This is a genomic window from Burkholderia sp. BKH01 (genome assembly GCF_025685725.1).
GTDB classification, from domain to species: Bacteria; Pseudomonadota; Gammaproteobacteria; order Burkholderiales; family Burkholderiaceae; genus Burkholderia; species Burkholderia pyrrocinia_C.
This window is the reverse complement of record NZ_JAOTQT010000029.1, coordinates 76,633-96,600: the sequence shown is the minus strand read 5'-3', so window position 1 is coordinate 96,600 and position 19,968 is coordinate 76,633. Positions and strand designations below refer to the sequence as shown.

Here is a 19,968-nt window from a genome sequence, read left to right as displayed (position 1 = left end):
TTGCCGTGGCGACCATTCTGCTGCTGTGGCACGTCAAGAAGCTCCAGGAACCGGTAATCGTCACCGCTGCGGCGCTTTTCGGTTTGGTGGCCTACCCGTTACTCCACCATTGACTCGCGTCTCCAGGAGACGATCATGACGTACCAGATGAAAACGTTGTCCTGTGACCCGACCGGGCTGCCGGGCCTGTCCGAATGGCTGATCCGCAGCCACTACGAGAACAACTACGACGGGGCCGTCAAACGCCTGAGCGCGATCACCGACCAGTTGGCCGGGATCGACCCGGCGAGCACGCCCGTGTTCGTGTTGAACGGTCTGAAGCGCGAGGAACTGATCGCCGCGAATTCGATGATCCTGCATGAGATCTACTTCGACAGCCTTGGCCCGAGCGGGCGGATGGGCGGTGTACTTCAGGCAGCGATCGAACGCGATTTCGGCAGCGTCGAGAAAATCCAGCGACGCACGAAAGACGGCAAGTCGCTCTATGTCGTTTCGGTCGCAGCCAACGGTGCGGAGCAGAGATTGCTTGTGGCTGACGACGGCAGGCTGATTGTCAGTCGCCCGGCCGGTGACGAGGACGAAGACGACGACTGACCGTTCGGGCGCATCGCTTATGTCCTCCGCACCGCCAGACTGGAGAAGTGCCATGAAATGGATTACGCGTGAACGGCCGAAGATAGATCGAATCGCCTGCCCATGGCTGATCGCCCGGTTTATCGACAAGGCCCCCGAGTTTCTCTACGTCCCGGGCCCCGACGTGTTGCGCATGGCAGAGGAAACCGGCGCAATTCCTTACGACGTGCCTGACGTCGAACTGGGGCACCACGACGACCGTTGCAGCTTCGATGCGTTTCTCGACAAGTACCAGCCGAATGACCCGGCCTTACTCAAACTCGCCGAGATCGTGCGCGGCGCGGATACAGGGCGGCTCGATCTCGCGCCGGAAGCGACCGGCCTGTACGCCATCTCGATCGGCCTCTCCGAGAACTTTGCCGATGATCATGAGCAACTACGGCACGGGATGGTGATGTACGACGCGCTCTACGCTTGGTGTCGACGCGATGCGCGTGCCTAGCGGCCGCGTGGCCGTCTCATGCGCGATCCGTCTCTCGCACCGGTTCCTTCCGGCCGGTGTCGAGCCTGCCGCGTGGATCATCCTCGTGAGCCGCGGTCTGCGCGGGTTTTGTGATGGCTTCGTCGCAGTGCTACTCCCCGCGTACTTGCTCTTGCTCGGTTTCGCGCAAATCGATGTCGGGTTGGTCAGCACCGCGACGTTGATGGGTTCGGCTGTCGCGACGATCGCGGTCGGCATGGCCGCCAGCCGCTTCCCGCACCGTCGGATGTTGGCGCTCGCAGCCGTCCTGATGGTCGCCACCGGCATCGGTTTTGCCGGCCTGTCGACCATATGGCCGTTGCTTGTCGTCGCCTTCGTCGGCACGCTCAACCCGAGCTCCGGCGACGTCAGCCTCTTCTTGCCACTCGAGCAGGCGCGTCTGGCCGAAGCGACGACCGGCGACGCGCGAACCGCGCTGTTTGCCCGCTACAGCCTGGTCGGCGCCGTGTCGGCCGCATTGGGCTCGCTTGCCGCGGGCCTGCCCCTTTGGCTTGCCTCGCACACCGGGATTTCGCTGTTGGCTGCGATGCGCATGATGTTTCTCGTCTATGCGTCGACAGGCCTCGCGGTCTGCGTGCTGTACACCCGATTGCCGCGTACAGGATCGCACGCGGCGACGGCCGCTCCTCCGCTCGGGCCATCGCGGCGCATCGTCACGCGGCTTGCGCTGCTGTTCAGCGTCGACGCGTTCGCGGGTGGCCTCGTCGTGAACTCGCTGCTGTCGCTCTGGCTGATGCAGCGGTTCGGATTCTCCGTCAGCGCGGCGGGCCAGTTCTTTTTCTGCGCGGGGCTGCTTGCCGCAGGCTCACAACTCGCGGCGGGGCCGCTCTCACGCAAGATCGGCCTGCTCAACACCATGGTCTTCACACACATCCCCTCGAGCGTTTGCCTGATCGGTGCGGCGCTGGCGCCGTCGCTGCCGGTGACGTTGACGCTCCTACTCATGCGCAGCGCGATGTCGCAGATGGATGTGCCGACTCGAACCGCCTATGTGATGGCCCTCGTCACGCCGGCGGAGCGCCCGGCTGCGGCCAGCTTCACGTCCGTGCCGCGTAGCCTCGCGGCCGCGGTCGCGCCAACGCTGGCTGGTGGCCTGTTCAGCCTTGGCTGGCTCGGTGCGCCGCTGGTCGCATGCGGCGCGCTGAAGATCGCGTATGACCTTTCGCTACTGGCCGCTTTCCGCCACGTCAAACCGGACGAAGAGGCCAAGCCATAGAGGGATCCGCGATCTTGCCGCGAGGAACCAAGACGAAGCGAAGCATCACCGCATCTCAAGAATGCGCACTGCTCACTTACCTACCGTCAATGGAGTCATGACCCATGTCACGTCCAGGGAAACTCACGCAAGCGGCCGCCACCGCGTTGGTTGTCTTCGTTATCGCCGGCCAGGCCGACGCGCAGCAGCATGCCGGGATCGACACCGCGCAAATCGAGCAGATCACCGGCATGAAGGGGGACTATTCGGCGAAAGAGAACGTCTTCAAGGTCACGAAGCCGCGCAACGATGTCAAAGTACAGGTCGATGAGTGGGCGATGCCGCCGTTCATGGGACTGACGTCGTGGGCCGCGTTCACGCCGGGGCATCACGGACAGGCGATGATGATGGGCGACACCGTGCTGTTCGAGGACGAGGTCAATCCCGTGATGAGTGCGGCGCTCGATGCCGGACTCGAAATCACGGCGCTGCACAACCATTTCTTCTTTGATCGCCCCAAAGTCTATTTCATGCACATCGCCGGTACGGGCGACCCGGCGGAGCTTGCCGGAGGTGTGAAACAGATCTACGACAAGATCGAGGAGGTCCGCGCCGCGCACCCGACTCCCGAAAATGTCTTCCCCGGCCACATCGCCGAGCCGAACGCCATCACGGCTGCGCCGCTAGAGGCGATCTTTGGATCAAAGGGGCAGACGAACCATGGCATGTTCAAGATCGTGATCGGCAAGCCGTCGAGCATGCACGGCGTCAAGATCGGCAATGCGATGGGTGTCAATACGTGGGCGGCATTCGCTGGGTCGGACGATGAAGCCGTAGTTGATGGCGACTTCGCAATGCGCGAAAGCGAACTGCAGGCCGTGCTGAAGAGCATGCGCGCGTCAGGGATCAACATCGCTGCAATCCACCAGCACATGGCGGATGAATCGCCACGCATCCTGTTCCTGCATTTCTGGGGCAAGGGCAAAGCCGTCGATCTGGCGAAGGACGTCAAACTTGCTCTGGATGCACAGGCGGCCGTGACGCGCTGACGTTCGCGGCATAGCGTTGCAGCCGCACTCGGCTCGCAACCAGTGCGGCGGAAACGGTCCACAGGAAATTGAAACATGGGACACCTCCGAAACCGGCGCGTCCGCCTTCTCGTGCTTGCCGCGCTTTTGATCGTGGTTGCGATAGCGAGCCTTGTCGCTCATCGGGATGACGCCATTGGGGGCGATCTCCCGCTCGGCAGCCTTCCATTGAAGCACGTCGCGGATATTCCGCTACCCGGACGCACGACACGACTCGACTATGCGAGCCTGGACACGAACCGCAATCTGCTCTTTATCGCGCACCTCGGCGACGGGGAAGTGATCGTATTCGATACAAAGGCGTCGCGCGTGACTGCGCGGATTGCGGACGTATCATCGGTGCACGGCATCCTCGCCGTTCCGGAACTGTCGCGCGTGTACGCATCCGCAACCGGTACCAACGAGATCGTCGCGATCGACGCCGCGACGCTGAAAGTCGTCGCGCGCATGCCCGGCGGACATTACCCGGACGGGATGGCCTACGCGCCCGACGTGCGCAAGCTGTACGTATCTGATGAGTATGGGAACACGGAAACGGTCATCGATGTCCGCAGCAACCGGCGCGTCGCCACGATCCCGCTCGACGGCGAAGCCGGCAACACGCAATACGACCCGATCTCCCGCCACATCTTCGTGAATGTCCAAACGCGGCGTCAACTCGTCGAGATCGACCCGGCAACGGACCGTGTCGTCGGCCGCTTCGATCTGCCGGGAGCCAAAGGCAATCACGGCCTGTTGATTGATGCGCGCGAGCGTCTCGCCTTCATCGCATGCGAGGGCAATGACAAACTTCTGGTTCTCGACATGCGCGCGATGCGTGTCATCCAGTCGTTCGCTGTCGGTGGGGAACCCGACGTGCTGGCATCCGATCCGTCCCTATCGACGCTCTATGTGGCAGGCGAGGACGGTGTCGTTTCACTATTTCGCTTCAAGGCGGGTACGGGTGACAAAATCGGGGAAGGCAGCCTCGGAGCGAATGCGCATGTCGTCGCAGTCGATCCGGCCACGCACCGCTCATACTTCCCACTGAAGGATGTTGGCGGCCGGCCGGTGCTGCGTGTGATGGAACCCAGATAAACGCAGTGGTCCGCTTGATCACGCTACCCCGGTAAAAGTCCAGACTCGTCCTCGAACCAACTCGTCGTCGATCTGCACCATTGCCATGCACGCGGAATTGGAGAGCGGATCGCTGGCATGATGGCTCCTGTTCCAGGCGATGGCCGGCCCGATCAGCCCTGTCAGCAGCAGGTGCGCAACTGCTTCGACGGACATTTGACCGTGCCAAATGAGCAGAACACGCAACAGTCGCCTCGTACCGGACGCAGCAATGCCCCGCAGCGGGAACACTCGTAATAGAACTGGCAGGCGTCCGCGGGCATGGTCTCCTGTTTGGCGAACCCACAGTGCGGGCACGTCAGCACGGATTCGAGCACGAGATTGTTCATCGCCGCCTCACTGATGAACCGTCGAAGGATACCCGGCATCCGCGGTCGCATGGGTCAGGCTGTCCGGCCGGACTTTGTCAGGGTCGTAGATGACCGTCGCCGTCTTTCTGCCGAAATCGACCTTGACAGCACTCACGCCAGGCACCTTCTCAAGCGACTTCCTGACCGTGATTGGACAGAGTTCGCAAGTCATGTTCCGGACGTCGAGCGTCACGGTTTGCGGCGCTGCGGCGAACCCCGCGATCGGCAGCGCGACGAGCGTTGCGGTCAGCAGTTTGCGCATGGACATCCCCCTCAGTAAAACAGCCGCCCCAACGGCGGCACCGCAAGCAGACCAATCAGCGAGATGGCGACGATCCAGAACGTAACTCGCTGACGTCTGACCGTGCGCGGATCTTCACAGGCTGAACCTGGCGCACACACCCGCGGTGCGAGATAAAGCCTCCGAAACGCCAGTCCCAAAAACAGCAGCGTCAGGCCGACGAATACGGGCCGGTACGGCTCCATGGCGGTGAGGCTCGCAATCCACGACCCGCCGATGCCAAGCGCCACCAATACCAGCGGCACGACACAACATACGGAGGCGCCGAGCGCGGCCAGCGCTCCCGCAATCAGGCTGGTTGTTTCACCTTTTCGTGCCATGGTCTTTCCCGGAAATACGGGCTTCGATGCCCCAATCCAGCAGGCCTGTCTCCACCTCGCCCCCCGCGTCTTCCAGTACTGCCGGAATCGCCCCCTTGATCCGATCACGATGTCGGGAAGACGGTCCATTGAATCCCCACCCGTACACTTCACGATAGACCCTGGAGCGCACTCTCGGGTCAAGGCCTACGGCTCACTTTTCTGCTGAAGTCCGCTGCAGCCAGCGCGTGCGCACCACATGATCAATCGATAACCATCCGGCGCCGCGACATAACAGCACGAACAGCATCGCCGCCCATTGAATGTGTATGGGCCACGCCTGCGGATAGACAAAGATTTCAATCACCGAGGTCATCCCGAGCAGGACCAGCGCGGCGGGCCGGACTGCCAGGCCGACTACAAGCAGCACCGGCATGCTCAGTTCGATCGAGACAGCCATGTATGCGGCGATTTCGGGCGGCAGCACCGGCAACCGGTATTCTTCCGAAAAGAGTTGCAGTGCCGCGTCCCAGTTCGCAAGCTTGGTCATCGCCGAGTTCCAGAAGACGGTCGCCACCGCGATCCGCAGCGGAATGGCGAGCAGCCAGTAAGGAACACGCTCGAGCGTCTGCGCGACGCGCAGCAGCGCGTCGCCCGCGCTCGCCCGGGTATGGGCGGTTTGGGACAGGCGAGTCATGTCCGTGATCCTCCGTCGAACGAGCAGTCGTTCGCCGACTGCGACGCTTCAGCAAAACATCCGCGTGCAAGACAGGTTGCGAGCAGTGCGTATCCGTGCGCTTCGGGAGCTTTCGCGAGTGCGACGCTCACCGCCTCGCCTGCAAAAAGCGCCGTGGCGATCTGCCATTCGGCGACACTCAAGCGGAGCGTCTCCACATCTTCGGCCGTGCGCTGCACGAGCAGGTGGGCGGGCGCGTCGTCGAGCCGGATCTCGCGTACGGCCGAATCGTCGTTCTCGAGCACTGCGCGCCAGATCGCGTCGGCGGGAGAGTTGCAGCACAGCAGCCGCGCAGCTGGATGGGGCCGCAGCCGCAACTCGCCCAGCGCGACGTCGTCGAGTCGTGCCAGGCGGGCAAGATCGAGTATCGGATCGTCCGGTGCGTGAAGCACGAGATTGACCTGCCATTCGAAGCGTGCGACGTCGCCGAGGTACGGCAGCGACGCGGTCTGCGGCATCTGCGCGAGGAAGTCGGGAAACTGCGCACCGTATTCGTCCAGCCACGCGCGATGCGGCGGCGCCGTGCTGCAGAACCGGCGCGCGGCATCGTCGAAGAATTCGGGGCCGACCAGACGCTGCACAGCCGGAAAGCTCAGGCGCAGCGCATTGGCCAGCACGCTCATCGCCGTGTTCCGGTAGATGTTCAAGCGCGCGCGTGGCTCCAGCCCATCGCCGAGCACCATGGCTGCAACGTCGTCATTCGCATCGTGATCGGCATCGCACAGCAGGTTGCGGCTGAAAGCCTGTTGCACGTCAGCAAGCGAATGCGTTTGCGGTTTCATTTCGAATCGCCTCCCGTACGGCATCCGCGATGGCCGCTTCCTGAATCAGAACCTCGAGCGTGGGCACGTCGTTGTCCCATTCGATCAGCGTCGGCACCGGGCCAAAACGCCGTAGCGCCGCTTCATAGAGTGTCCACACCGCGGGCGCGACGCGCGAGCCATGATCGTCGATGCGCAGTGTTCGGCCGTTCTCGAGTTGCATCGTGCTATGGCCGGCGAGATGGATTTCGCCGATCGCAGCCGGCGGCAGCGTAGCGAGATAGGTATGCGGATCCCAGCCATGATTGCAAGCGCTGACGAAAATGTTGTTCACGTCGCAAAGCAGGCCGCATCCCGTGCGCCGCGCGATTTCCGAAAGAAATTCCCACTCTGGAATGGTCGAGTGGACGTAGCGCAAATAGGTGGACGGGTTCTCCACCAGAATCTGCCGCCCGAGCACGGTCTGCACCTGGTCCACATGCCGGCATACGACCTCCAGTGCCTCCTCGGTCATCGGCAAGGGCAGCAGGTCCGCCAAATAGGTTCCGCCTACCGCGCTCCACGACATATGCTCGGAAACCAGGTCGGGCTCGAAACGCAGCACCGCTGCACGCACCCGTGCGAGATGCACGGCGTCCAGCCCGTCCGCGCTGCCGAGGGACAATCCCACGCCATGCAGCGACAGCGGGTAATCGCGACGAATCGCATCCAGACATCGCGACACCGTGCCGCCGCCCAGGTAGTTCTCGGTGTGCACCTCGAACCATGCGACAGCCGGCCGCTCGTCAATGACCGTCCGATGGTGCCGGAAGCGCAACCCGACGCCCGCCCGGGCCGGAATCGGGCGCGGCGCCGGGCGATGCGGCGCGGATACGCTCATGATGGGGCGGCCCGTCAACCGGCCTTGAGCTTGCCGCCGGCGATCTTGCCGCAATCGCCGGACGGCAACAGCACGAACGACTTCGAATCACGAGCCTGCGTGGCCTGCCCCGCGCACGAATGTGCGCCCTCGGCGCAGTCGTTCTTGGCGACCGCGTTCACGCCATAGCATTTTTCCAGATGGTTCTGCGCCATCTTCGCCATGTTGTCCTTGACGACCTGGGGCATATTGCTCATATCCTTCATACCCTGCGCCTGTCCCGGAGCGGCTTGCATGGCAAGCGCAAGTCCGATCGCGGCTGACAGGGAGGAAACGGCTAAGGCGGATTTGCTCATGGTGTCTTCTCCTGAAGATCGGGGGATCGCCGGTGCGCGACCTTGTCAGAAAATTCGCTCCGCGGCGACTAAAGGTTACGCAGCGCGCCGGAAAATTTTCTGCGCCGGACCTTGTAGCGGGATACCTTGGAAATGACCGACGACGAAAGCCATCGTGCAAAGCGTATCCGCCTGGTCCGGCCGGCAGCCGGGCCCGAGGCAGGTAGCGGACGGGCGGCGATTCGGGAGGACGGATCGCCTGACTGGTCGATGCTGATGGCGTGCGCACAGATCGGCGACCGGGACGCCTACCGCCGGCTGCTCGAGAGCGTCACCCCGTACTTGAGGCGACTTGCTGCACGCCACGGCGTCCACCCCGATGCCATCGAGGATGTGGTGCAGGACATACTGATCACCCTTCATCAAGTGCGCCACACCTACGCGCCCGCGCGGCCATTCGGGCCGTGGCTGGTATCGATAGCGAGTCGCCGCATCGTTGACGCGCTGCGTCGCCAGGGCCGTGCGGCATCACGCGAGATGTCGCTCGACCTCGACCACGAAACCTTGGCCGGCGACGGAGCGAATCTTATGGAGGAGGCAGCCGATGCGCGGGTGTTGCGCGACGCGCTTGCCCGGTTACCCCAGGGCCAGCGCGACGCGATCCGGATGCTCAAACTCGAGGAAATGTCGTTGAAGGAAGCGGCCGTCGCGAGCGGCATGACGGTTGCCGCCCTGAAGGTCGCGGTCCATCGCGGGATCAAGACATTACGTAAATTGTTGGCGAGAAACGGGACAGCTGAATGAAACGGCCGACCTCCGAACTGATCGAATCGCTGGTAGCGGACAGCACGCCGGTCCGCCCGCTGCGCCGGCCGCTGTGGCGGGCAACCGGCTGGCTGACGTTCGCGGCGCTGCTGCTCTTTGCCATTGCCGTCGCGCACGGCTTGCGGCCGGATCTGTCGTTGAAGCTGCACGAGCGAGCGTTCGTCACCGGCATCGCAGCGGCGGCGGCAACAGGAATTCTGGCCGCCATCGGCGCGTTCATCGCGAGCGTGCCGGGGCGCTCGCTGCGATGGCTTCTGTTGCCGTCGCCGGCTCTGTTCGTCTGGATCTCGACGATCGGCTACGGTTGCCTGACGAATTGGGTCGAAATCGGCCCCGACGGCCTGTCGCCGGGCGAAACAGCCCGCTGTTTTGCGACGCTCGTGCTCACCGGCGTGCCGCTTTCGTTGACGCTGCTGATCATGCTGCGCCATGCCGCACGTCTCGCGCCGGTGCCTGTGGTCATGGCGGGAAGCGTTGCCGTCTCCGCGATGACGGCGGTCGCGCTATCGCTCTATCATCCGCTCGACGCCACGATGATGATTCTCGCGTGGAACGTCGGACTGACAATTGTCCTGCTGATCGCAAGTGCGTCGTACGGTGCGCGGCTGCTCCGTTGGGTCGGGGCGGGGGTGTGATCGACGGATGGCCGGCAGCCGATTGCCCGGCCGCTCGCGTCGAGCCTGCCGTTACGCACGGCCCGACCCAACGGAGCAGCCGCGCAAGCGGCGCATGGCCGCGCTCGTTACACGCGCTTCAACGCGTCCAGCCCCTCCGGCAGCTTTGCATCCGGAAACTGCGTGGACAGCGTCGCGTCGCGCCACAGCGCGGCCTCTTCCGCGCGCTGCGTTTCCGCCTGCTCGCACACGAACAGCGCATCGCCGCCGAGCAGAAGGCGCATCGGCACGTCGTCGCGACGCGACAGCTCGACGATCAGCTTCGCGATCCGCACCGGATCGCCGACCTCGTGGCCGCCATACGCGCCGAGCAATTCGAGAATCTTCCCGACCGACGGCTGGTAGTCGGGCAGCAGGTCATCGACACTGCGCTTCGCCTGCGCGGCCCATTCGGTGCGCATCCCGCCCGGCTCCAGCGTGCACACGCGCACGCCGAACGGCGCGACTTCCTTCGACAGCACGTCGCTGAACCCGCCGACCGCCCACTTCGCCGCCTGGTACGCGGACAAACCGGCCGTCGACGTGCGCCCGCCGACCGACGACACCTGGAAGATGTGCCCGGCGCGCTGCGCGCGCATCGTCGGCAACACCGCGCGCGTCAGGTTAATCACGCCGAACAGGTTCGTTTCGATCTGGTCGCGGAAATCATCGGCGCCCATCTGCTCGAACGGCGCCGTATGGCCGTAACCCGCGTTGTTCACCAGCACGTCGATGCGGCCGAACGCTTCGCGTGCCGCCGCGACGGCCCGCGCGGCCGCCGCTTCGTCGGTGACGTCGAGCGCGACCGGCAGCAGCCGGTCGCCATGACGCTCGGCCAGATCGGCCAGCCGCGCGGGATCGCGCGCGCCGGCCACCAACCGGTCGCCCGCCGCCAGCACAGCTTCCGAAATCGCTCGCCCCAGGCCGCGCGCGGCCCCTGTTACCAGCCAGACCTTCGACATTTTTCCACTCCTCGAAAAGATGAAACCACGAAAATGAATGATTACTCACTCATTAATATCGGCGATGCATCGATGATTCGCGCGATGCTTCGCCCTGCCTGAAACCGTCCCGCCTTCCGTCGTACGGCGCACACACCGCCGGTGCCGTCGCGACGGCCACCCCTTCCGTCACACCGTTCGTCTCACGCTCACACCGCGTGCAGCACAGCCCACAACGCACGAAACCCGGCTTCCCGGTACGCATCGGCCCGCGCCGGATCTCGCGCGACCGACTCCATCGCCGTTTCCGCGATCGACGTAAACAGCGCCGCGCAGAACGCATGCGCCTCGTCGGGTTTCAGCCCGCTCGACGCGACGATCTGCTCCCGCAGCAGCGAGCGGATCGTGCCGAAGCCTTCGGCGCCGGCCGCGCGATGCGCGTCGTCGATACGCCCGCTCACGCCGAGCTGCTGCAGCGCGCGCCGCCCGTCCGGATTCGCGACGCCCCACGACACATAGCCGTTCCACGCATGCCGCACGGCCTGCTCGGCCGGCGCACCCTCCGGAAACCCGGTCATCATCGCTTCACGCATGTCGGCCTTCAGGCTCAGGTACAGCGCGTTCAGCAACGCATCCTTGGTCTCGAAGTACGTGAACACCGTGCCTTCCGCCACGCCGGCGAGCCGCGCAATGCGCGCGGTCGTCGCGGTCGCGCCGTCCTCGGCGAGCGCGCGGGCAGCGGCGGCAAGGATGGCTTCGTGCTTGTCGGGACTGCGCGGTCGGGCCACGTTCGATTCCTTTAATGAGTGAGTGCTCAATCATAATCAGGCCGCCCGACGGAACGCAAGCCCTGTTACATCTTGGGGGAACGCACACGCAATCCATCAAAACCGTGCACTATTATCGTTTTGCCGTACCGGTGCCGACACATCGGCGCCCGATGCCTTCGACGTTCGTTTCACGTTCCCCGTTTCAAACCGCGAACCACTCATGACGAATCAGCCTACCCAGACCGCGGCCGACCGGCCCGTCGACATGATCATCTTCGGCGGCGGCGGCGACCTGGCCGCCCGCAAGCTGTTGCCCGCGCTGTACATGGCGCACCTGCACTGCAACCTTCCGCCCGAGACGCGCATCATCGCCGTCGGCCGCCGCGACTGGGGCATCGACGGCTATCGCAAGTTCATGGACGAGCAGTCGCGCCCGTTCATCGACGAGAAGGCGTTCAACGCCGATGCATGGAGCCGTTTCCTCGACCTGTTCAAGTACGTGCTGATCGACGTGAACGCGCCGGACGACTACCTGCGGCTCGCCGAAGCGGCGCGCGGCGATGCGATCCGCGTGTTCTACCTGTCGACGTCGCCGGAGCTGTTCACGACGATCTGCGACAACCTGTCGGCCGCGCACCTCGTCGACGCGCGCTCGCGCGTCGTCCTCGAAAAGCCGCTGGGCCACGATCTTGCATCCGCGAAGGCGATCAACGATGCGGTCGGCAAGCACTTCGAGGAATCGCAGATCTATCGGATCGACCATTATCTCGGCAAGGAAACCGTGCAGAACCTGATGGTGCTGCGCTTCGGCAATCCGATCTTCGGGCCGCTGTGGCAGGCACCGAACATCCGCAGCGTGCAGATCACCGTCGCGGAAACGGTCGGTGTCGGCAGCCGCGCGGGCTTCTACGACCATACCGGCGCGCTGCGCGACATGGTGCAGAACCACCTGCTGCAGCTGCTGTGCATCGTCGCGATGGAGCCGCCCGTGTCGCTCGACCCGGACGCGGTGCGCGACGAGAAGCTGAAGGTGCTTCGGTCGTTGCGGCCGATGGCGCTGTCGGACGTCGCGCGCGACACGGTGCGCGGCCAGTACACGGCCGGCGCGGTCGACGGCCAGCCGGTCAAGGGTTATCTCGAGGAAGACAACGTGCCGGCGGACAGCCGCGCGGAAACCTTCGTCGCGCTGCGCGCGCACCTCAACAACTGGCGCTGGGCGAACGTGCCGTTCTTCCTGCGCACGGGCAAGCGGCTGCAGCGCCGCCAGTCGGAAATCGTGATCGAGTTCGCGGACATGCCGTTCTCGATCATCCCGACCGGCCCGCGCCACTACGGCAACCGCCTCGTGATCCAGCTCCAGCCGGAAGAATCGATCCAGTTGCAGATGCTCGCGAAGGAACCGGGCAGCGGGATGAACATGGTGCCCGTGAGCCTGAACCTCGACCTGCAGCAGGCGATTCCGGAACGGCGCGCGGAAGCGTACGAACGGCTGCTGATCGACGTGATCCGCGGCCGCCTCACGCACTTCATGCGCCGCGACGAGCTCGAAGCCGCATGGTCGTGGGTCGAACCGATCCTCGACGGCTGGAAGCAGCTCGGCGACCGGCCGCGCCTGTACACGTCCGGCACGTTCGGGCCCGCGGCCTCGTCAGCGCTGCTCGCGCGCGACGGCATGTCCTGGTCCGAAGAGGCGTAACCGCAACACGACGCGCAGCACGACGGCGTGCCGCCACGCGGCACGCCGGACCGATCGGGGCGTGTGCCCGCCCCGCCTTCCCCCGCCTTCCCCCGCAAGCCGCCCGCCGCCGCTAGCGCGACTCCAGCCACACGGCCTTGCGGCGCGCCGGCGCATCGCTGCCGCTACTGCCGCCACCCAGCACCTCGATCATGTAGTCGACGAACGACGCGATCCGCGCCGAAATCGCGGTATTGCGGTAGTACACCGCATGGATCGGCTGCTCGACGTCGAGCGTCTGGCGCGCGAGCACCTGCACGAGCCGCCCCGCTTCGCGATCCTGCGCGGTCATGAAATCCGACAGGCAGACCATGCCCGTGCCGTCCAGCGCGAGCTGCCGCAGCGTTTCGCCGCTCGACGACCAGATGCCCGGCTCGATCCGGCACGGCTCGCCGTCGGTGCCGAGGATCGGCCACACGTTCAGCGATTCGGGCTGCGTGAAGCCGAGCAGCGTGTGCTTGTCGAGATCCTCGACCTTGCGCGGCTGGCCGTGCGCTTCGACATACGCGGGGCTCGCGAGGATGCGCAGCCGGCTGTTGCCGATGCGCCGGCTGTGCAGCGTCGAATCCTTTAACCGGCCGATCCGGATCGCGACGTCGGTGCGCCGCTCCAGCAGGTCGATGATTCCTTCGTTGCTGTTCAGCTCCAGCTCGACTTTCGGGAAGCGTTCGCGATAGCCGCGCACGAGCGGCACGATCACGTGCAGCATGAACGGCGTCGCGGCGTCGACGCGCAGGCGCCCCGACGGCATCTCGCGGCGCGCGAGCATCTGCTCCTCCGCGTTCTCGACCGATTCGATGATCGCGCGCGCGTCCTGCAGGAATGCGCGCCCTTCCTCGGTCAGTTCGAGCCGGCGCGTGGTCCGGCGCAGCAGCGTGGTCTTCAGCTTCTCCTCGAGTCGCGCGAGCGTGCGGCTCGCCGCCGATACCGTGAGGTCGAGCTGCTGCGCGGCGGCGGTGATCGAACCGGTGTCGACCACGGCGGCAAAGGCCTGGAGTTCGTCGAGCGTGACTTTCATTATTGATCTGAAATCAAAACAATTTGGTTTATAGACCAGTTTTTCAGCAAAAGTAAAGGCGGCACACTGCGATCCATCCTTACTGGAACCAGGATCCCATCATGCCACTCGCCCTGCTAGCGCTGACCATCAGCGCGTTTGCCATCGGCACCACCGAATTCGTGATCGTCGGGCTGATCCCGACGATCGGCGCCGACCTCGGCGTCAGCCTGCCGTCGGCCGGCCTGCTCGTCAGCCTGTACGCGCTGAGCGTCGCCATCGGCGCGCCGCTCCTGACCGCGCTCACCGGCCGCGTGCCGCGCAAGACGCTGCTCGCCGCGCTGATGGCGCTGTTCACCGTCGGCAACCTCGTCGCATGGCAGGCGCCCGGCTACGAATCGCTGATCGTCGCGCGCATCCTCACCGGCCTCGCGCATGGCGTGTTCTTCTCGGTCGGCTCGATCATCGCGACCACGCTCGTGCCGAAGGACAAGGCGGCCAGCGCGATCGCGACGATGTTCAGCGGGATGACCGTCGCGTTCGTCGCCGGCATTCCGCTCGGCACCTTCATCGGCCAGCACTTCGGCTGGCGCGCGACGTTCCTGATCGTCGCGCTGTTCGGCCTCGTCGCGTTCCTTGGCGCGGTTGCGTTCGTGCCGCGCGCCCTGCCGCAAACGCCGCCGGCGCCGCTCGCCCGCCAGCTGCGCGTGCTCGGAGAGCCGCGCCTGCTGCTCGTCTTTGCGATGACGGCCGTCGGCTACGGCGGCTCGCTGATCGCGTTCACGTACATGGCGCCGCTGCTCGAACAGATCGCCGGCTTCACGCCGTCGCAGGTCAGCCTCGTGCTCGTCGGCTACGGCCTGTCGGTCGCGGTCGGCAACGTGTGGGGCGGCAAGCTCGCGGACGCCGTCGGCCCCGTGAAGGCGCTCAAGCGGATCTTCCTGCTGCTCGCGATCGTGCTGCTCGCGCTGACCTTCACGATCCACGTCAAATGGCTCGCGGTGCTGACGATGCTCGCGTGGGGTGCGGTCGCGTTCGGCAACGTGCCGGGGTTGCAGGTGTACGTCGTCAAGCAGGCGCGCCACTTCGCGCCGGACGCCACCGACGTCGCATCGGGCTTCAACATCGCCGCGTTCAATCTCGGCGTCGCCGGCGGCTCGTCGCTCGGCGGCCTGATCGTCGCGAACGTCGGCCTCGGCCACACGCCGTGGATCGCCGCCGTCGTCACGCTCGGCGCCTTTGCGCTCACCGCGCTGAGCGGCCGTCTCGACCGCCACCACGGGCTGCCGGAACGCACGGCAGAACCCGTCGAACTCGCCCATTGAACGTCACACCCTTTTTGCAGGAGCTGATCAGCATGAACGCATCGACCCAGCGTCCGCCGTTCGCCGGCAAGACCTTCGAAGTCCGTTACGACGGCCTCGCCGCGCTCAACACGTATGACGAGGACGGCCGCCGCATGCGCTACGAGATCACCGAAGGCGCATACGCCGGCGCGAAGGGCGAAGTCGCCTGCACGTGGCAGCACGTCGCCGGCGAGACCTACGCGATCTCGTGGCAGGAAGCCGACCGCGCGACGGTCGTGCACATCGACGATTTCGCCGCCGGCACGTCGCGCTCGTTCTTCACCGCGTCGTCGCTCGATTTCCACCGCCTCGAAGGCAGCCTGCGCGCGGTCTGAACGGAGCTAGACCATGTCCACTTCACTCGACAAACTCGCCGACGGCGGCTTCAGCATCGGCATCGAACTGCCGCTCGACAACGACTGGTCGCCGGCCGGCGACGCGAAGCGCCAGCACGACGGCCGCCGCCCCGGCGTGCCGGACCTCGCCATCCACGCGGAGCTCGCGCAACTGGCCGACACGCTCGGCTTCCGCGCGCTCTGGGTGCGCGACGTGCCGGTGTACGACCCGTCGTTCGGCGACGCCGCGCAGGTGTTCGAAACGTTCTCGTATCTTGGCTACCTCGCCGGCATCACGCGCGACATCCTGCTCGGCACGGCGGCCGTCGTGCTGCCGCTGCGCGAACCGCTGCTGACGCTGAAATCGGCCGCGACGATCCAGGAACTGAGCGGCGGTCGCCTGCTGCTCGGCGTCGCGAGCGGCGACCGTCCCGTCGAATATCCGCTGTTCGGCCGCGACTTCGCATCGCGCGGCGCGAATTTCCGCGACCAGATCGCACTGTTACGCGACGGCGCGCGCGGGCACCTGCCGCCCGGCCTGGAGGTGCTGCCCGCCGCCCGTTCGCCGGTGCCGCTGCTCGTCGCGGGCCTCGCGCAGCAGACGCCCGCATGGATCGGCGAGCACATGGACGGCTGTCTCGCGTATCCGGGCACGCCGGCCGACCACGCGCAGCGCGCCGCGAACTGGCGCGCCGTGGCGGGCGACAAGCCGTACGTGAGCTTCATCCACCTCGACCTCGCGGAAGACCCGCACGAACCGCTGCAGCGGCACCGCTTCGGCGCCCGCGCGGGACGCATCGCGCTGACCGAAAAACTCGCTGCGATGCGCGACGCCGGCGTGCGGCACATCGGCCTGCATTTCCGCCGCAACCGTCGTCCGCTCGACGAGACGATGGCCGAGATCGCAGCGGACGTGCTGCCGGCGTTCCATGCGAATGCGCATGCGAACACGAGCGCGAGCGCGCAAACACGCGTCGCATAAGGCCCGCAGCGGGCCCGATTCACGGCCGATACTTGAATTCAAATCAAATATTTTTGACCTCTAAAGGCGTTTATCTCATCAGTTTCAAACGCCAGAATGACTCGCATACCGCAACCGTTCCCCCCTCCCAGGAGCACACGATGAGCAAGATTCCCGCATTCGGCCTCGGCACTTTCCGCCTGCAAGGCCAGGTCGTGATCGACTCGGTCCGCAACGGCCTCGAGGTCGGCTACCGCGCGATCGACACCGCACAGATCTATGGCAACGAAGCCGAGGTCGGCGCAGCGATCGCCGCATCGGGCGTGCGCCGCGAGGACCTGTTCCTGACCACCAAGATCTGGGTCGACAACTACGCGCCGGAAAAGCTCGTGCCGAGCCTCGAAGAAAGCCTGCGCAAGCTGCGCACCGACCATGTCGACCTGACGCTGATCCACTGGCCGGCCCCGGACAACGGCGTCGCGCTCGACACGTTCATGACCGCGCTGGCCGATGCGAAGGAAAAGGGCCTCACGCGCCGGATCGGCATCTCGAACTTCAACATCGAACTGACGAAGGAAGCGATCGCGGCCGTCGGCAAGGAAGCGATCGCGACGAACCAGATCGAACTGAGCCCGTACCTGCAGAACCGCAAGCTCGTCGATTTCCTGAACCGCGAAGGCATCCACGTGACGTCGTACATGACGCTCGCGTACGGCAAGGTGCTCGGCGACCCGGTGATCGGCGCGATCGCGCAACGTCACGACGCGACGCCCGCACAGGTCGCTCTCGCGTGGGCGCTGCAACTCGGCTACTCGGTCATTCCGTCGTCGACGAAGCGCGAGAACCTCGCGAGCAACCTGCTCGCGCAGACGCTGCGCCTGACCGCTGACGACATGGCGCAGATCACCGCGCTCGAACGCAACGGCCGCGAAGTCGACCCGGCCGGCCTCGCGCCGAAGTGGGACTAAGCGCGCCGCACCCTCAATCGACCCGTCCGCGGCCAGCCGGCCGCGGCACCGACAGGAATTCACCATGACCCAGGACCCGCTTTTCCAACCGCTGCGACTCGGCGCGCTGACGCTGCCGAACCGCATCGTGATGCCGCCGATGACGCGTTCGCGCGCGAGCCAGCCCGGCGACGAAGCCAACGAACTGATGGCCGCGTATTACGCGCAGCGCGCGAGCGCGGGCCTGATCGTCAGCGAAGGCACCTATATCGCGCCGCTCGGCAAGGGCTACGCGTGGACACCCGGCATTCACACGCCGTCGCAGGTCGCCGGCTGGCGCAAGGTGACGGACGCCGTGCATGCCGCGCACGGCCGCATCTTCGCGCAGCTGTGGCACGTCGGCCGGCTGAGCCACACGAGCCTGCTCGGCGGCCGGCAACCCGTGTCGTCGTCGCCGATCCAGGCGAAGGGCGTGAACGTGTTCATCGCCGGTGAAGACGGCAGCACGCCGGGTTTCGTGCAGGCGTCCGAGCCGCGCGCGCTGACGATCGACGAGATCCGCGAGATCGTCGGCCAGTACCGCGCCGCCGCACGCCACGCGATCGAAGCCGGCTTCGACGGCGTCGAGCTGCACGGCGCGAACGGCTATCTCGTGAACCAGTTCATCGACTCGAACGCGAACACGCGCACCGACGCGTACGGCGGCTCGCTGGAAAACCGGCTGCGCTTCCTGCGCGAAGTCGTGCAGGCGCTGATCGAAGGCACCGGCGACGCATCGCGCGTCGGCATCCGCCTCGCGCCGCTGACCACGCTGAACGGCTGCGTCGACGACGATCCGGAAACGACCTACCTCGCCGCCGCGAAGCTGCTCGGCGAACTCGGCGTCGGTTACCTGCACATCGCGGAAGCCGACTGGGACGACGCACCGCTGATGCCGGTCGAATTCAAGCGGCAACTGCGTGCCGCGTACCCGGGCGTGCTGATCTACGCCGGTGCATACACCGCCGAGCGTGCGCGCGAAGCGATCGCCGCCGGCTGGGCCGACCTCGTCGCATTCGGCCGCCCGTTCGTCGCGAACCCCGACCTGCCCGAGCGCCTGCGAACCGGCGCCGCGCTCACGCCGCACGACCGCAACACGCTGTTCGGCGGCGGCGCACCGGGCCTGACCGACTATCCGACGCTCGCGCAAGCCGCCGCGTGAACGATCCTCAGGAATCCGACATGAGAATCATGCTCCCTTCCCGCCTGGGTTTCGGCACGGCGCCGCTGGGCAACATGTATCGCGATATCCCGAACGAAGAAGCACTGGCCACGGTCGACGCGGCCTGGGAAAGCGGTATCCGCTACTTCGACGCGGCGCCGCTGTACGGCGCCGGCCTCGCCGAGCTGCGTCTCGGCGAAGCGCTCGCCGGCCGTCCGCGCGACGAATATTCGCTAGGCACCAAGGTCGGCCGGCTGGTCCTCGACGAACACGAGGACGCGTCGCAGCGCGATCTCGGCGAAAAGGGCGGCCTGTTCCGCCATGGCCTGCCGAACAAGATCGTCTACGACTACACCGAGGACGGCACGCTCCGCTCGATCGAAGCGAGCCTCGAGCGGCTGCGCACCGACCGGCTCGACACCGTGTGGATCCACGATCCGGCCATCGACTTCCACGGCGAGCGCTGGCTCGACGTATTCGACGTCGCGATGTCGGGTGCGGCGAAAGCGCTCACGCGGCTGCGCGACGAGAAGGTCATCAAGGGCTGGGGCCTCGGCGTGAACCGCGTCGAGCCGTGCGAGCTCGCACTCGAACGCTCGGATCCCGACGGCTTCCTGCTGGCCGGCCGCTACACGCTGCTCGACCATGCGGGCGCGCTCGAACGGCTGATGCCGGAAAGCCTCGCACGCGGGCTCGGCATCATCGTCGGTGGTCCGTACAACTCCGGCGTGCTCGCCGGCGGCACCCACTTCGAGTATCAGCCGGCGACGCAGGACATGCTCGATCGCGTCGCGCGCATCCGGCAGATCAGCGAACGCTTCGGCGTCGATGTTCGTGCGGTGGCGCTGCAGTTCTCGCTCGCGCACCCGGCCGTCGCCGCCGTGATCCCCGGCGCGAGCCGGCCCGATCGCATCGACGAGAACCTGCGGCTCGCCGCGGCGCCGATTCCGTCCGAACTGTGGGACGCGCTGAAGGCCGAGCGCCTGATCGCCGAGCACGCGCCGACGCCGGCCGGCGCGGCCTGAGCCGCTTCCGCGCGACCGCCGCGACGGGCGGCCGCGCACAGCCATTCCGTCACAATCGCGGCGACTATCGCCGCGATT

At 65.8% G+C, this 19,968-nt stretch carries 24 protein-coding genes and 1 pseudogene; 14 read left to right on the top strand and 11 right to left on the bottom strand.

Annotation, left to right across the window (positions count from 1 at the left end; all coding sequences use genetic code 11):
• Positions 1-135 precede the first annotated feature (135 nt).
• The 5 genes and pseudogenes from OEJ37_RS30095 to OEJ37_RS30075 all read left to right on the top strand — a co-directional run.
• Positions 136-483, top strand: a pseudogene (locus tag OEJ37_RS30095) (superoxide dismutase); the annotation flags it as partial.
• Between the two features lie 163 nt (positions 484-646).
• Entirely contained in the window at positions 647-1,075 is a 429-nt protein-coding gene (locus OEJ37_RS30090) for a chromate resistance protein (protein ID WP_263348239.1), read from the top strand.
• A complete protein-coding gene (locus OEJ37_RS30085; protein WP_263348236.1) occupies positions 1,062-2,330 on the top strand; it encodes an MFS transporter in 1,269 nt (422 codons plus the stop codon). Before OEJ37_RS30090 ends, OEJ37_RS30085 begins: the two co-directional genes overlap by 14 nt.
• Positions 2,331-2,434: 104 nt before the next feature.
• Positions 2,435-3,358 carry a DUF1259 domain-containing protein gene (locus tag OEJ37_RS30080; RefSeq protein ID WP_263348234.1) on the top strand — a complete coding sequence of 308 codons (924 nt, stop codon included), beginning with the start codon at positions 2,435-2,437 and terminating at the stop codon, positions 3,356-3,358.
• Positions 3,359-3,433: 75 nt separating this feature from the next.
• Complete coding sequence (locus tag OEJ37_RS30075; protein ID WP_263348231.1) at positions 3,434-4,474, top strand: YncE family protein; 1,041 nt, start codon at positions 3,434-3,436, stop codon at positions 4,472-4,474.
• 18 nt (positions 4,475-4,492) lie between these two features.
• Here OEJ37_RS30075 and OEJ37_RS30070 read toward each other — a convergent pair whose 3' ends face one another.
• From OEJ37_RS30070 to OEJ37_RS30035, 8 genes are all read right to left on the bottom strand, one after another.
• Entirely contained in the window at positions 4,493-4,669 is a 177-nt protein-coding gene (locus OEJ37_RS30070) for a hypothetical protein (protein WP_263348279.1), read from the bottom strand.
• The gene (locus OEJ37_RS30065) at positions 4,636-4,842 is read right to left on the bottom strand and encodes a GDCCVxC domain-containing (seleno)protein (protein WP_263348230.1); all 207 of its coding nucleotides are present in this window, start codon (positions 4,840-4,842) and stop codon (positions 4,636-4,638) included. The genes OEJ37_RS30070 and OEJ37_RS30065 overlap by 34 nt, the downstream gene beginning before the upstream one ends.
• A 7-nt stretch (positions 4,843-4,849) precedes the next feature.
• Positions 4,850-5,125 (bottom strand): mercury resistance system periplasmic binding protein MerP, encoded by a 276-nt coding sequence (merP, locus tag OEJ37_RS30060; RefSeq protein ID WP_263348227.1) that lies wholly within the window; start codon positions 5,123-5,125, stop codon positions 4,850-4,852.
• A gap of 11 nt (positions 5,126-5,136) precedes the next feature.
• A complete protein-coding gene (locus tag OEJ37_RS30055) occupies positions 5,137-5,484 on the bottom strand; it encodes a mercuric transporter MerT family protein (RefSeq protein ID WP_263348224.1) in 348 nt (115 codons plus the stop codon).
• Positions 5,485-5,677: 193 nt separating this feature from the next.
• Positions 5,678-6,160 (bottom strand): DoxX family protein, encoded by a 483-nt coding sequence (locus OEJ37_RS30050; RefSeq protein WP_263348221.1) that lies wholly within the window; start codon positions 6,158-6,160, stop codon positions 5,678-5,680.
• On the bottom strand, positions 6,157-6,981 hold the full coding sequence (locus OEJ37_RS30045) for a DUF2063 domain-containing protein (RefSeq protein ID WP_263348220.1): 825 nt from the start codon (positions 6,979-6,981) through the stop codon (positions 6,157-6,159). The genes OEJ37_RS30050 and OEJ37_RS30045 overlap by 4 nt, the downstream gene beginning before the upstream one ends.
• On the bottom strand, positions 6,953-7,840 hold the full coding sequence (locus OEJ37_RS30040; RefSeq protein WP_263348216.1) for a DUF692 domain-containing protein: 888 nt from the start codon (positions 7,838-7,840) through the stop codon (positions 6,953-6,955). The genes OEJ37_RS30045 and OEJ37_RS30040 overlap by 29 nt, the downstream gene beginning before the upstream one ends.
• Positions 7,841-7,854: 14 nt before the next feature.
• Positions 7,855-8,175 carry a DUF2282 domain-containing protein gene (locus OEJ37_RS30035; RefSeq protein WP_151047665.1) on the bottom strand — a complete coding sequence of 107 codons (321 nt, stop codon included), beginning with the start codon at positions 8,173-8,175 and terminating at the stop codon, positions 7,855-7,857.
• A gap of 132 nt (positions 8,176-8,307) precedes the next feature.
• Here OEJ37_RS30035 and OEJ37_RS30030 point away from each other — a divergent pair, with 132 nt between their 5' ends.
• On the top strand, positions 8,308-8,958 hold the full coding sequence (locus OEJ37_RS30030) for a sigma-70 family RNA polymerase sigma factor (protein WP_263348212.1): 651 nt from the start codon (positions 8,308-8,310) through the stop codon (positions 8,956-8,958).
• The gene (locus OEJ37_RS30025) at positions 8,955-9,614 is read left to right on the top strand and encodes an NrsF family protein (protein WP_151047660.1); all 660 of its coding nucleotides are present in this window, start codon (positions 8,955-8,957) and stop codon (positions 9,612-9,614) included. The genes OEJ37_RS30030 and OEJ37_RS30025 overlap by 4 nt, the downstream gene beginning before the upstream one ends.
• A gap of 107 nt (positions 9,615-9,721) precedes the next feature.
• On the opposite strand, the gene OEJ37_RS30020 is transcribed toward OEJ37_RS30025, so the two are convergent.
• On the bottom strand, positions 9,722-10,594 hold the full coding sequence (locus OEJ37_RS30020; RefSeq protein ID WP_263348206.1) for an SDR family NAD(P)-dependent oxidoreductase: 873 nt from the start codon (positions 10,592-10,594) through the stop codon (positions 9,722-9,724).
• Positions 10,595-10,782: 188 nt separating this feature from the next.
• Positions 10,783-11,361 (bottom strand): TetR/AcrR family transcriptional regulator, encoded by a 579-nt coding sequence (locus OEJ37_RS30015; RefSeq protein WP_174419132.1) that lies wholly within the window; start codon positions 11,359-11,361, stop codon positions 10,783-10,785.
• A gap of 202 nt (positions 11,362-11,563) precedes the next feature.
• Here OEJ37_RS30015 and zwf point away from each other — a divergent pair, with 202 nt between their 5' ends.
• A complete protein-coding gene (zwf, locus tag OEJ37_RS30010) occupies positions 11,564-13,039 on the top strand; it encodes a glucose-6-phosphate dehydrogenase (protein ID WP_174419133.1) in 1,476 nt (491 codons plus the stop codon).
• 112 nt (positions 13,040-13,151) lie between these two features.
• On the opposite strand, the gene OEJ37_RS30005 is transcribed toward zwf, so the two are convergent.
• A complete protein-coding gene (locus OEJ37_RS30005) occupies positions 13,152-14,096 on the bottom strand; it encodes a LysR family transcriptional regulator (protein WP_263348203.1) in 945 nt (314 codons plus the stop codon).
• Between the two features lie 101 nt (positions 14,097-14,197).
• Here OEJ37_RS30005 and OEJ37_RS30000 point away from each other — a divergent pair, with 101 nt between their 5' ends.
• From OEJ37_RS30000 to OEJ37_RS29975, 6 genes are all read left to right on the top strand, one after another.
• Entirely contained in the window at positions 14,198-15,400 is a 1,203-nt protein-coding gene (locus OEJ37_RS30000; protein ID WP_175947992.1) for an MFS transporter, read from the top strand.
• 32 nt (positions 15,401-15,432) lie between these two features.
• On the top strand, positions 15,433-15,756 hold the full coding sequence (locus tag OEJ37_RS29995; RefSeq protein ID WP_263348201.1) for a MoaF-related domain-containing protein: 324 nt from the start codon (positions 15,433-15,435) through the stop codon (positions 15,754-15,756).
• Between the two features lie 13 nt (positions 15,757-15,769).
• On the top strand, positions 15,770-16,738 hold the full coding sequence (locus tag OEJ37_RS29990) for an LLM class oxidoreductase (RefSeq protein WP_263348199.1): 969 nt from the start codon (positions 15,770-15,772) through the stop codon (positions 16,736-16,738).
• 140 nt (positions 16,739-16,878) lie between these two features.
• Positions 16,879-17,685 (top strand): 2,5-didehydrogluconate reductase DkgB, encoded by an 807-nt coding sequence (dkgB, locus tag OEJ37_RS29985; protein ID WP_263348197.1) that lies wholly within the window; start codon positions 16,879-16,881, stop codon positions 17,683-17,685.
• A 64-nt stretch (positions 17,686-17,749) separates the two neighbouring features.
• On the top strand, positions 17,750-18,865 hold the full coding sequence (locus tag OEJ37_RS29980; RefSeq protein WP_175917088.1) for an alkene reductase: 1,116 nt from the start codon (positions 17,750-17,752) through the stop codon (positions 18,863-18,865).
• 20 nt (positions 18,866-18,885) lie between these two features.
• Complete coding sequence (locus OEJ37_RS29975; protein ID WP_263348195.1) at positions 18,886-19,890, top strand: aldo/keto reductase; 1,005 nt, start codon at positions 18,886-18,888, stop codon at positions 19,888-19,890.
• Positions 19,891-19,968: the final 78 nt, after the last annotated feature.

Excerpts from the sequence above, each read along its gene's own strand:
- OEJ37_RS30090 (WP_263348239.1), top strand. The coding sequence starts at position 647 with ATGAAATGGATTACGCGTGAACGGCCGAAGATAGATCGAATCGCCTGC.
- OEJ37_RS30085 (WP_263348236.1), top strand. The coding sequence starts at position 1,062 with ATGCGCGTGCCTAGCGGCCGCGTGGCCGTCTCATGCGCGATCCGTCTC.
- OEJ37_RS30080 (WP_263348234.1), top strand. The coding sequence starts at position 2,435 with ATGTCACGTCCAGGGAAACTCACGCAAGCGGCCGCCACCGCGTTGGTT.
- OEJ37_RS30075 (WP_263348231.1), top strand. The coding sequence starts at position 3,434 with ATGGGACACCTCCGAAACCGGCGCGTCCGCCTTCTCGTGCTTGCCGCG.
- OEJ37_RS30070 (WP_263348279.1), bottom strand. The coding sequence starts at position 4,669 with ATGTCCGTCGAAGCAGTTGCGCACCTGCTGCTGACAGGGCTGATCGGG.
- OEJ37_RS30065 (WP_263348230.1), bottom strand. The coding sequence starts at position 4,842 with ATGAACAATCTCGTGCTCGAATCCGTGCTGACGTGCCCGCACTGTGGG.
- merP (WP_263348227.1), bottom strand. The coding sequence starts at position 5,125 with ATGCGCAAACTGCTGACCGCAACGCTCGTCGCGCTGCCGATCGCGGGG.
- OEJ37_RS30055 (WP_263348224.1), bottom strand. The coding sequence starts at position 5,484 with ATGGCACGAAAAGGTGAAACAACCAGCCTGATTGCGGGAGCGCTGGCC.
- OEJ37_RS30050 (WP_263348221.1), bottom strand. The coding sequence starts at position 6,160 with ATGACTCGCCTGTCCCAAACCGCCCATACCCGGGCGAGCGCGGGCGAC.
- OEJ37_RS30045 (WP_263348220.1), bottom strand. The coding sequence starts at position 6,981 with ATGAAACCGCAAACGCATTCGCTTGCTGACGTGCAACAGGCTTTCAGC.
- OEJ37_RS30040 (WP_263348216.1), bottom strand. The coding sequence starts at position 7,840 with ATGAGCGTATCCGCGCCGCATCGCCCGGCGCCGCGCCCGATTCCGGCC.
- OEJ37_RS30035 (WP_151047665.1), bottom strand. The coding sequence starts at position 8,175 with ATGAGCAAATCCGCCTTAGCCGTTTCCTCCCTGTCAGCCGCGATCGGA.
- OEJ37_RS30030 (WP_263348212.1), top strand. The coding sequence starts at position 8,308 with ATGACCGACGACGAAAGCCATCGTGCAAAGCGTATCCGCCTGGTCCGG.
- OEJ37_RS30025 (WP_151047660.1), top strand. The coding sequence starts at position 8,955 with ATGAAACGGCCGACCTCCGAACTGATCGAATCGCTGGTAGCGGACAGC.
- OEJ37_RS30020 (WP_263348206.1), bottom strand. The coding sequence starts at position 10,594 with ATGTCGAAGGTCTGGCTGGTAACAGGGGCCGCGCGCGGCCTGGGGCGA.
- zwf (WP_174419133.1), top strand. The coding sequence starts at position 11,564 with ATGACGAATCAGCCTACCCAGACCGCGGCCGACCGGCCCGTCGACATG.
- OEJ37_RS30005 (WP_263348203.1), bottom strand. The coding sequence starts at position 14,096 with ATGAAAGTCACGCTCGACGAACTCCAGGCCTTTGCCGCCGTGGTCGAC.
- OEJ37_RS30000 (WP_175947992.1), top strand. The coding sequence starts at position 14,198 with ATGCCACTCGCCCTGCTAGCGCTGACCATCAGCGCGTTTGCCATCGGC.
- OEJ37_RS29995 (WP_263348201.1), top strand. The coding sequence starts at position 15,433 with ATGAACGCATCGACCCAGCGTCCGCCGTTCGCCGGCAAGACCTTCGAA.
- OEJ37_RS29990 (WP_263348199.1), top strand. The coding sequence starts at position 15,770 with ATGTCCACTTCACTCGACAAACTCGCCGACGGCGGCTTCAGCATCGGC.
- dkgB (WP_263348197.1), top strand. The coding sequence starts at position 16,879 with ATGAGCAAGATTCCCGCATTCGGCCTCGGCACTTTCCGCCTGCAAGGC.
- OEJ37_RS29980 (WP_175917088.1), top strand. The coding sequence starts at position 17,750 with ATGACCCAGGACCCGCTTTTCCAACCGCTGCGACTCGGCGCGCTGACG.
- OEJ37_RS29975 (WP_263348195.1), top strand. The coding sequence starts at position 18,886 with ATGAGAATCATGCTCCCTTCCCGCCTGGGTTTCGGCACGGCGCCGCTG.